Source organism: Aeromonas media, from assembly GCF_000819985.1.
Classification (GTDB): domain Bacteria; phylum Pseudomonadota; class Gammaproteobacteria; order Enterobacterales; family Aeromonadaceae; genus Aeromonas; species Aeromonas media.
The window spans coordinates 1-10,585 of record NZ_CDBZ01000137.1 but is presented as its reverse complement, the minus strand read 5'-3'; the positions used below and the strand labels follow the sequence as shown (position 1 = coordinate 10,585).

General features: G+C 61.5%; 9 protein-coding genes. 6 read left to right on the top strand and 3 right to left on the bottom strand.

Annotation, left to right across the window (positions count from 1 at the left end; translation table 11 throughout):
- Window positions 1-41: 41 nt before the first annotated feature.
- Entirely contained in the window at window positions 42-869 is an 828-nt protein-coding gene (locus tag BN1127_RS11890; RefSeq protein WP_042649587.1) for a M23 family metallopeptidase, read from the bottom strand.
- Window positions 870-1,079: 210 nt separating this feature from the next.
- Here BN1127_RS11890 and BN1127_RS11885 point away from each other — a divergent pair, with 210 nt between their 5' ends.
- Complete coding sequence (locus tag BN1127_RS11885) at window positions 1,080-2,045, top strand: fimbrial protein (RefSeq protein ID WP_231557476.1); 966 nt, start codon at window positions 1,080-1,082, stop codon at window positions 2,043-2,045.
- 39 nt (window positions 2,046-2,084) lie between these two features.
- Window positions 2,085-2,867, top strand: coding sequence for a BPSS1780 family membrane protein (locus BN1127_RS11880; protein ID WP_042649585.1), 783 nt, complete (start codon window positions 2,085-2,087; stop codon window positions 2,865-2,867).
- 47 nt (window positions 2,868-2,914) lie between these two features.
- Here BN1127_RS11880 and BN1127_RS11875 read toward each other — a convergent pair whose 3' ends face one another.
- Entirely contained in the window at window positions 2,915-3,817 is a 903-nt protein-coding gene (locus BN1127_RS11875; protein ID WP_042649584.1) for a LysR family transcriptional regulator, read from the bottom strand.
- Between the two features lie 126 nt (window positions 3,818-3,943).
- On the opposite strand from BN1127_RS11875, the gene BN1127_RS11870 reads away from it, so the two are divergent.
- The 3 genes from BN1127_RS11870 (at window position 3,944) to oxyR (ending at window position 6,587) form a co-directional block, all read left to right on the top strand.
- Complete coding sequence (locus BN1127_RS11870; RefSeq protein WP_042649636.1) at window positions 3,944-4,804, top strand: Vmh family MBL fold metallo-hydrolase; 861 nt, start codon at window positions 3,944-3,946, stop codon at window positions 4,802-4,804.
- A 74-nt stretch (window positions 4,805-4,878) separates the two neighbouring features.
- On the top strand, window positions 4,879-5,526 hold the full coding sequence (locus BN1127_RS11865) for a DsbA family protein (protein WP_042649583.1): 648 nt from the start codon (window positions 4,879-4,881) through the stop codon (window positions 5,524-5,526).
- Window positions 5,527-5,690: 164 nt separating this feature from the next.
- Complete coding sequence (gene oxyR, locus BN1127_RS11860) at window positions 5,691-6,587, top strand: DNA-binding transcriptional regulator OxyR (RefSeq protein ID WP_005329937.1); 897 nt, start codon at window positions 5,691-5,693, stop codon at window positions 6,585-6,587.
- Window positions 6,588-6,643: 56 nt separating this feature from the next.
- On the opposite strand, the gene BN1127_RS11855 is transcribed toward oxyR, so the two are convergent.
- Complete coding sequence (locus BN1127_RS11855; protein ID WP_041205207.1) at window positions 6,644-9,133, bottom strand: penicillin-binding protein 1A; 2,490 nt, start codon at window positions 9,131-9,133, stop codon at window positions 6,644-6,646.
- A gap of 297 nt (window positions 9,134-9,430) precedes the next feature.
- Between BN1127_RS11855 and tapM the strand changes: the two genes are divergently transcribed.
- Window positions 9,431-10,492 carry a PilM family type IVa pilus assembly protein TapM gene (gene tapM / locus BN1127_RS11850; protein WP_042649582.1) on the top strand — a complete coding sequence of 354 codons (1,062 nt, stop codon included), beginning with the start codon at window positions 9,431-9,433 and terminating at the stop codon, window positions 10,490-10,492.
- Window positions 10,493-10,585 lie beyond the last annotated feature (93 nt).

The following is a 10,585-nucleotide window of genomic DNA, read 5'->3' as shown; positions in this document are numbered from 1 at the left end:
AAGGCAGCCCGGGCTGCCTTTTTCGTTTCATCCTGCCCGGATCAGGGTTTGAAGGCGCCGATAAAGATGGCGGGATCGACGCGGGCGTCGTTGAGGCTGACGTTCCAGTGCATGTGGGGACCGGTGGCGCGACCGGTGGCGCCGACCCGACCGACGATGCCGCCACGGGGCAGGCTCTGGCCCAGGGTCACGTCGATTTTGGACATGTGGCAGAACATGCTGATGAGCCCCTGGCCGTGATCGACGAACACCGTATTGCCGTTGAAGAAGTAGTTGCCGATCAGGATCACCTTGCCGGCGGCCGGTGCCTTGATGGGGGTACCGGCGCCGACCGCGAAGTCGAGGCCGGAGTGGGGGTTGCGCTCCTCGCCGTTGAAGAAGCGGCGCAGCCCGAACGGGCTGGAGAGGGGGCCGTTGACCGGCTTGTCGAACAGCAGGTTGCTGGGCTGGGTGGGGCTGAAGGTCTGGTAGGCCAGGGTCTGCTCGGCCAGTTCCCGGTTGATGCGGGCCATGTCCTCGGCCAGCGGATTGACCTGACGGGTGTTTTTGAGCTTGATGTGCTGCTCCCGATAGTGCTTGTTGCCGACCGTGAAGCTCAAGGTGCGGCCATCGTTCGTGGTCACTTGATGGGGGCCGGGCTGGCTCTTGAGCGGGATGCCGACGATGGCGATCCAGCGCTTGCCCTCTTCCTGCACCACCAGGACGGGTTTGTCCTGATACCGCACGGCGGGCGCCTTGGCGCCGTCTCCCAGTTGCACCACGGCCACGCCTCCCGGCACTGGGTGGTTGAGCAGACGGCTGATAAAGCTGGATTCGGCGTGAAGAGCGGGACTGCCGAGCAACATGAGAAGGAAGAACAGGCGGCGCATGGTGGCTCCATCGAACAAGGCGGTGAGATAAAAAGGGGGAAAATGATGCCACATTCTTGCCCGGCTGTCCGTCACCTCGCGCCATGGCGCCGGACAGGAGACTGTGCCGCACGGCAAGATTGAGAATTCCATGCTATTTACTAATGTGCCACTAAAGGTATCTTTGAATGGCACCTATGACGGCAGGCAGTAAGGCACTGGCTGGGGAGCTTGTGGGCGGGCGAAGCACGGGCCGTCAATGGCCAGTGCACCAGTCCCTTCGTGGCGACCGGCCCCATCACCACCAGTACCCTCTATCAGCCCGGAGAAACCAGCGGTCCCACCGCCTTCTCGACCACGGGCACGGCTACCTGTGATTGCACCGGGATCTCGGTGGGGCTGCTGGTGACCGTCTATTACCAGGGGACCACCAACCTGCCCACCGTCTCCGATCCTCTGGGCACTCTCATCAAACTCAATCCCTATTTTGGCCTCAAAACTGAGTTCAATGCGGCAGGGGGATACCAGGAAGTTCCCTTCAGCGCCACGACCGCAGGGCTGCTCAGTGCCTGCGTCGGTGGGTTGCTGAATGTCTCCCTGCTGGGGGGAATCAATGTGAATGGAGGCCGTTATACCCTGAAGCTGCTCAAGGGGGTCACGGGTACCCAGACCTTCAACGGCACCGTCGCCCACCTCTTCGTGCGGCGAGCCAGTGTACCCGACACCAGCCCGGTCAATGCCTTCAGCACCCTGGCGATGAACATCAGCGTGACCTCGACACCGACCTGCCAGTTCCCGGCCGGCACCAGCATTCCCATCGATCTCGGCGCCGTGGCGCAGAGTGCCTTCGTCGAGGGGGAGATACCCAGGGGTTATGCCCCGCGCAGCGTCAATGTGAGCGTGACCTGCAGCCAGATCCCGAGTGACTACGTGATACCGCTGTCCTACAGCTTCGGGGGGGCGCTCAGCAGCCAGAATCGCTTCATCACCACCAGCCTGGCCGGGGTCGGGGTGGGCATGGTCGAGCAGGATACGCTGACTCCTATTCCATTTGATACTGCCATCGCGGTACCCTACTCGGCGGCCAGCCACAACACCCAATATCAGGTGAGGCTGTATCCGACCCGGTTGCCGGGTCAGGTGGTGCGCACCGGTTCTTACACGGGCACCATCATGGTCACGGTGAGCGTGCCCTGATGACAGGGTTTTCTGCTGCTATTTTCGACGAGGTCAATGATGAACAGTGACAGCGCCCTGCGCCGCGAACCCAAACGCCACACCATAGGGCAAGGCTGGATCTGGATCCGCACCGGGTTCGATATCTTCAACAAGGGCATGGGCGCCAGTGTGGCCATGATAGTGATCTGGTTCCTGGTGGGCATGTTGCTGGAACAGCTGCCGGCAGGGGGCTTCATCTCCCAGCTGCTCTACATGGTGTGGGGCGCCGGCTGGGTGGCGGTGGCCCGCCGGGGTCATGAGGGCCAGCCCCTGCAGTTCGCCGACTTCTTTGCCGGTTTCCGTCACCGGCTGACTCCGTTGATGTTGGGGGGGCTGATGGTGCTCGCCCTGTTCATGGGGATACTGCTCATCTGCGCCTTCATGCTGCATCAGTGGGGCCTGACCGGTCTGCTCTCCCAGGATCCGGAGACCCTGACCCTGACGCCAGAACAGGCGCAGGGGTTCCTGCTCTGTCTGTTGCTGGGGCTGGCCTTGCTGGTGCCCGTGCTGATGGCCATCACCTTCGCTCCCGCCCTCATCTTCTTCCACGGCGTGGGGGTCTGGCAGGCGGCCAGGCTCAGCTTCAAGGGTTGCTTGAGCAATATGTGGCCCTTCCTTTGGTGGGGGCTGCTGGGGGCCGTGTTGATCTTCTTTGGTGCGCTGCTGATGCTGGTGGGCTTGCTGGTGGTGCTGCCGGCCATCAACTATTCCATCTACGCCGCCTATCGCGACATCTATGTGGACGAGGAGGCTGCCGACGACGGCGAGCCGCCGGTCAAGGCGTTTGGTTTCGAGGCATAAGCCGACACAGGATGACAGGGGCCGACAGGCCCCTTTTTCATGAGCTCTCAGCGGGTCTGCCACAGGGGATCGTCCGCCATGCGTTCGATCAGGAAGTCGAGGAAGCTGCGCAGCAGGGGGGACATCTGCTTGCGGGTGCCATAGACGGCATAGACGCCGAGCTGCTTGGGCTGCCACTGGGTCAGCAGGGGCACCAGGGCGCCGCTCTCCAGGTGGGCCTGCACCGAATAGCGGGGCTGCAGACTGATCCCCGCCCCATCCAGGGTCGCCGCCAGCAGCAGGTTGGAGATGTTGGCGCTGAGGTTGCCGCTCACCGGCACGGACTCCGGGCCCTCGGGCCCCTGAAATTCCCACAGGCTCTTGCCGAAATAGGTGTAGGTGAGGCAGTTGTGCAGAGCCAGATCCTGCACCCGCTGCGGCGGCGCATGATGGGCCAGATAGGCGGGGCTGGCACAGACGACGGAGTGGCAGGTGCCGAGGCGGCGCGCCACCAGGTTGGGATCCAGATCGTTGGTGATGCGCACCGCGAGATCGATCCGCTCCTCCACCAGGTTGACGGTTCTGTCCAGCAGCAGGATGTCGATGGCCGTACCGGGGTAGCGAGCCAGATAGTCGTTGGCAGCCCCGACCAGCAGCGCTTCGGAGAGGGAGTAGCTGCTGGTAATGCGTAGTTGCCCCTTGGGGGCGTCATCGCTCTTCACGGCAATCTGTTCCATCTCCTCGCCGAGCGCCAGCATGGCGCGGGCACGGTTCAGTGCCTCTTCTCCCGGCCCGGTCAGGCTCAGACGGCGGGTGGTGCGGTGCAGCAGGCGGGCGCCCATCCAGCGCTCCAGTTCGGCCAGATAGCGCGACACCATGGCGCGGGACATATCCAGTTTCTCCCCGGCGCCGCTCAGACTCCCCTGCTCGACAACGCTGACGAAGACCCGCAATGCGGTCAGTCGATCCATGTATGGCTCTCTATATGTTCGATATATGCAACAGTGATGTGCTTTTTACGCTGTATTTGCAACTTAGGCGATCCAATACACTCTGTCCATCAAATGAACCCCCGAATACTTAATGAGGAATAGATGATGAACAACACCCTGATCCGCAACCTGACTCTGGCGACCACCCTGCTGAGTGGCGCCGCACTGGCTGCCCCCCTGAGCGTGACTGTCTACAACCCTGGCGAGAAGGCGATCTTCCCGGTCTCCTCCTCACTGGTGACCGGTGACAAAGAGGCCATCCTGATCGATGCCCAGTTCGACGTGCAAAATGGTCAGGCGCTGGTCGACATGATCAAGAAGAGCGGCAAGAAGCTGACCACTGTGTATATCAGTGCCGGTGACCCCGACTTCTACTTCGGTCTGGAGCCCGTCATGGCGGCGTTCCCGGATGTCAAAGTGCTGGCCGACCAGCATGTGGTTGACCATATCAACCAGACCAAGGATGCCAAGCTGAGCTACTGGAGCCCGATCCTGGGAGAGGGCGCACCCAAGAGTCTGACCGTGCCGCAGGTGATGACGGCCTCCCACCTGACCCTGGATGGCGAGAAGATTGAAATCAAGGAGATGAACACCCCGAATGCCTACCTCTGGGCCCCTTCCATCAAGACGGCGTTTGGTGGTGTGCCGGTTTACCACGGGGTGCATGTCTGGATGGCGGACAGCCAGACCAAGGCGGCCCGCAGCAACTGGGTCAAGGCGCTGGACAACCTGCTGGCTCTGAAACCCGAGCGCGTGGTACCGGGCCACTTCCTGGGGACCGCACCCAAAGGCACTGCCGCCGTGACCTTTACCCGTGACTATGTCCAGCGTTTCGAGCAGGCGTTGGCCACCGCCAAGAACAGCGATCAGCTGATCGACGGCCTGAAGAAGGCCTATCCGGCACTGCCGGTTGACGATGGTCTGGCCATCGGTGCCAAGGTCAACATGGGCGAGATGAAGTGGTGATGGCCTGAGTCCTTTTCCCTGTGTTTTTTTACCGGGCCCCAGGGCCCGGTTTTTTATCCAAGATTGAAGTGAGAATGAATATGAGCGAACAGCAAATCACCCTCCATTATGTCTATGACCCCCTCTGTGGCTGGTGCTATGGCGCCGCCCCCCTGCTCGAGGCCGCGGCCGGGCTCCCGACCCTGCAGATCGCGCTGCATGCGGGCGGCCTTTGGCTGGGCTCGCGCCGCCAGCCCATGGGCCAGGCCCTGCGGGACCATGTTCGCCCCCATGACGAACGGATCCAGGCACTGACCGGCCAGTCTTTCGGTGAGCGCTACTTCAACGAGCTCTTGCTCAGCGACGGCCTTTTGCTCGACTCCGAGCCCCCCATCCGGGCCATACTGGCGGTCACCGAGCTGGGTGGTGATGGTTTGAGCCTGCTGCATCGCATTCAGCAGTCCCATTACCTTGAAGGTCAGTGGGTCGGCGACCAGGCCCATCTTGCGCGGCTGGCGCAGGAGCAGGGCATAGCGCCGGAGGCGTTCGCCCTGGCCTTTGGTCAGGTGGATCTCGCCGGGCATCTGGCCCAAAGCCAGGGCTGGCTGCGTCGGCTTGGCGGGCAGGGGTTCCCGACCCTCGGGCTGATGCGGGGGGGAAGCCTCATCCCGCTGCCCGCCTCCTCATTCTTGGGTGAGCCGCAAGCCTTCGCGAGCCATCTCGCCGCCCTGATGGCGGCCTGATCCTGGCCATGTCCGGGTTTGCCGCATCGGCCCTCAGGGTCACGGCAATGGGCATGTCGGGTGAGCGGGGCAGGGGAGAGCGCTCCCCGTTTCGGGCTTCCCTTGTCCCCCGCACCGTTCTTGGGCATGCTAACGGCCTCTTTGATTGGCAGGATGCAGTACCTATGAACCTTCGCGATCTCGAGTACCTGGTAGCGCTGGAAGAGGAGAAACATTTTCGCAAGGCGGCGGAGCGCTGCTTCGTCAGCCAGCCGACCCTGAGCGGCCAGCTGCGCAAGCTGGAAGATGAGCTGGGGGTGATCCTGATCGAGCGCACCTCCCGCAAGGTGTTGTTTACCCCGGCCGGCGATGCCATGGCCCGGCAGGCCCGCAAGGTGCTCAAAGAGGTGCGCGAGCTCAAGAGCATAGGCCAGCACTTCGCCGAGCCCATGTCCGGCGAAATCCACATCGGCTTCATTCCCACCGTGGGTCCCTATCTGCTGCCCCACATCATTCAGGATCTGAGGGAACACTTCCCCAAGCTGGAGTTCTATCTCTACGAGGAGCAGACCCAGGTGCTGCTCAAGCGGCTGGAGGAAGGAGAGCTTGATTGCCTGGTGCTCGCCGAGCTGGAGGGCATGGACGGCTTTGGCTCCATCCCTCTCTATCAGGAGCCCATGTGGCTGGCGGTGCCCCAACATCATCCGGAAGCCAGTGCCAGGGCGGTGCCACTGCACAATCTTAAGGGCAAAAAATTGTTGATGTTGGCCGATGGACACTGTCTGCGGGAGCAGGCGCTGGGATTCTGTTTTGCCGCCGGCATCGGCGAGGATCAGCGCTTCAAGGGCACCAGTCTCGAGACCCTGCGCAACATGGTGGCGGCAGGCAGCGGCATGACGCTGGTGCCGAAGCTGGCGGTGCCCGCCAACGCCGAGGAGAGGGGCGTCAGCTATCGTCCGGTGATAGACCCGGTACCGGGGCGCACCATCTCCCTGCTCTATCGCCACTACTCGGTGCGCCGCCCCTGCTTCAATGAACTGGCCTCCCGCATCTCAGCCCTGATGAAAGGGCTGCTCGGCTGAAAGGCAGATAAAAAAACCGGCGCTAGAGCGCCGGTTTTTTTGCCTCAAGGGGCAGCTTAGAAGATGTCGTCGGTGGAGACGGGGCCATCGCTGCTGGAGCCATCGCCGCCGTAGACCTGATTGCCATCGGAGAGCTGGCTTGCATAGCGGGTCGGTTCAGTGCCTTCCTTGAAGAACTCCTCCATGCTGGCGCCATCGGCACGATTGGTCAGCAGACCTGTCTCCCGATCGATGCGTACCTGCATGATCCCTTCGGGGACCGGCATCTTGCGCTCTGGCACTTGCTGCAGGGCCGTCTTCATGAAGTCGATCCAGATGGGCTGGGCGGCGCCGCCCCCGAATTCGGCCCGGCCGAGACCGCGCTGGTGGTTGTCAAAACCGATCCAGGAGGTGGCTACCAGATTCGGGGTGTAACCGGAGAACCAGGCATCCCTCGATTCGTTGGTGGTCCCCGTCTTGCCCGAGATGTCGTGACGCTTGAGGTCACGGGCCGCGCGCCAGCCGGTACCACGCCAGCCATTGCCACCCCAGATGGCGGTGGTCAGGGTGTCGGTGATCAGGAAGGCGCTCTGGGCACTGATGGTTTGGGGCGCCATGTTGTTGGGCACGACAGGGTCAATCGGGCACTGGGCCTTCCAGTCAGGGACTGTGTTGGCGTAGGCATCGGCGCTGTCGAGCCCGGCGGCGGCCAGTACACCGCAGTCGCGGCAGGCGGCAGCCGGATTGGCCTGATACAGGGGAGTGCCAAAGCTGTCGGTCACTTCGGTGATGAAGTAAGGCGTCACCTGGAAGCCGCCATTGGCCAGCACGGAGTAGCCACGCACCACTTCCAGCGGGGTGAATTCGGCGGCACCCAGAGCCAGGGATTCATTGGCGGAGATATGCTCGCGGGCGAAGCCGAAGCGGGTCAGGCCATCGATATAGGTATCCAGCCCGATGGCGCGCATCAGCCGGACCGACATCACGTTCTTGGACTTGGCGAGGCCAAGGCGCAATGTGGTCGGGCCTTCATAGATGGCCGGCGAGTTTTTTGGTTGCCACATGGGACCCTTGGCGGGATCCCACTGGTTGATCGGGGCGTCGTTGATGAGGGATGCCAGGGTATAACCCTGCTCCAGCGCGGTGGCATAGAGGAAGGGCTTGATGTTGGAGCCGACTTGGCGACGAGCCTGATCGACCCGGTTGAACTTGGAGATCTCGAAGCTGAAGCCACCAACCAGGGCCTCGATGGCACCGTCCTGCGGGTTCATGGCGACCAGGGCGGCGTTGACGTCAGGGATCTGGGAGAGCAGCAGCTCTTCCCCTTTCTCCCGCACCCAGATCTGGGCACCGACCTTCAGTACGTCCCGTGCCGATTTCGGTGGATAGGTCTGGCGATCATCGGTGATGAAAGTTCGGGCCCACTTGATACCGTTCCAGCCGAGTTCTGCCTGCTTGCCATTCTTCAGCACCAGGGTGGCGCTCTTGTCGCCGACCTTGGTGACCACGGCGGCCATCAGGGGTTGGTAGGTCGGTTGCTTTGCCAGGTGGGCCATGATCTGATCGTAGTCCCAGGCCGTTTCCCCGGCCTTCCACAGCAGGGCGGTCGGGCCGCGATAGCCGTGGCGGGTGTCATAGTCGAAGACGCCGTCCAGTAGCGCCTGGTGGGCGGCGCGCTGGCGCTTGGCGGTGACAGTGGTGTAAACGTGCAGCCCCATGGTGTAGGCATCTTCACCAAACTGCTCCACCATCTTCTGGCGCACCATCTCGCTCAGGTAAGGGGCATTGAGAGTCGTCTCGGCACCGTGGTAACGGGCTTTGACCGGCATCTTGGAGGCCTCGTCAAACTGGGCCTGGGTGATCTTGCCGGTCTCCAGCATGCGGCCCAACACCACGTTGCGACGTGCAAAGGCACGTTCCGGCGAACGGATGGGGTTCAGCATGGAAGGGGCTTTCGGCAACCCGGCGATGATGGCGATCTCGTCCAGGGTCAGATCCTTGACGTCTTTGCCGAAGTAGACCTGGGCGGCGGCGCCGACCCCGAATGCCCGGTAACCGAGGGGGATTTTGTTGAGATAAAGGGTGAGGATCTCATCCTTGGAGAGATTCTGCTCGATGCGCCAGGCTAGGAACACTTCCTTTATTTTGCGCACCAGGGTCTTCTCATTGCTCAGGAAGAAGTTGCGCGCAACCTGCTGGGTGATGGTACTGGCGCCCTGGCGGGCCTGGCCGGAGACGGCCCAGACGGTGGCGGCCCGGATGATGCCGATGGGGTCTATGCCCGGGTGCTCATAGAAACGGGCATCCTCGGTGGCGAGCACCGCATCTATCATGGGCTGGGGGATTTCATCCAACCGCAACGGGATACGACGAATCTCGCCGAACTGGGAGATCAGTTCCCCGTCCCGGCTGTACACCTTCATCGGAGTGGCCAGTTTGACATCGCGCAGGGCGCTCACATCCGGCAACTGGGGCTTGATGTAGAAGTAGATACCGATGAGGCTGGCAACACCCAGCACTGCACCCAGCATCATGACAATAAACAGGCGAACGAGCCATTTCAGCATGGAAGAACTACCAATCGTCTTAAAATTAGCCAACGGGCGCAGAGTATAGCCTTTTTACCCTCGCGGATTCGAGGTTTTCCTGTCCGGGGACATCGACCTCGAGAAGAGGCGGGAGGGTAGCATTCCAGGACGCAATTACCAAGGGGGCCGCAATCAAGGCCGAAAGGAGAGGAGCGTCAACTTTTGACATAAACTTTATGACATTGATAGATAGAGCATTATATTGAGTTAAGTCATCACGTCGTGATGCACTGTCCTACAATAAGTCCTAAAACCCAATAACGCATGGATGTGTATATGTTTGGGCTATTAAGTAAGGGATCCCTCCTCTCCTTGGCGGGCATTGATTTTGGCAGTCAAACCATCAAGGCCGTCACCCTCAGCGGACGTCCTGGCAAGGTGCATCTCGAATCGGTTGCCGAGATCCCCATGCCCAAGGGCACTCTGGTCGATTATCAACTGCAGGACATTGAACGGGTCGGTCAGTCCCTCAAGTCGCTCAAGCGGCTCATACAAGGGGACTGTCAGCTCGTGGCCACGGCCGTGACGGGCTCCAATGTCATCACCAAGGTCATTCAGGTTGATGCCAACATCAACGAGAACGAGCTGGAGAACCAGGTTCACCTGGAGGCAGAACAGCTCATTCCTTTCCCCCTCGATGAGGTCAGCCTGGATTTCGAGATCCTCGGCCTGACGGCAGATGAGAGCCGCCAGGAGGTGCTGCTGAGTGCGGCGCGTACCGAGAGCGTCAACGGCCGGGTCAGTGCGCTGATGGAGGCCGATATGAAGACCATGGTGGTGGATGTGGGTGCCCATGCGCTGGGGCGTGCCGTGCTCGCCTGTCTGCCCGAGCTGAAAACCTGGGACAAGCCGGTCGGTATCGTCGACATAGGCGCCAGTGCCATGACCTTTGCCGCGCTGCTCAAGGGGGAGGTCGTCTACTCTCGTCTGCAGAATTTCGGTGGCGATCAATACAGCCAGGCCCTGGCCTCTTTTTACAGCATGAGTCTGGACGAGGCGGAGCTTGCCAAGGTACAGGGTCGCTTGCCTGCCGACCATGAGGTGGATGTGTTGTTGCCTCATCTCAACACCCTGGTGTTGCAGGTAAAGCGTAATGTGCAGCTATTTTGCAGTTCGTCGGGCAACAAGGAGCTGTCAAAACTGGTGCTGACGGGAGGGGGCAGCCTGCTGCCTGGTCTCGTCGGGCAGATATGCAGCGAGCTCAACTGTGACGTCCTGCATCCCGACCCCTTTGCCTTGTTTGGCAAGCCTAAGGGAGAAGGAGGCCTCATCCATGGAGCCAAGTACATGGCGGCATTCGGTCTGGCACTGCGGAGCTTCACACCATGTCAAATATAAACCTACTGCCCTGGCGACTGGCCAGGGCCCAGCGTCAGAAGAAACAGTTTGGCATCATGATCGGTCTGTTCCTCGTAACCGTTCACCGGGACG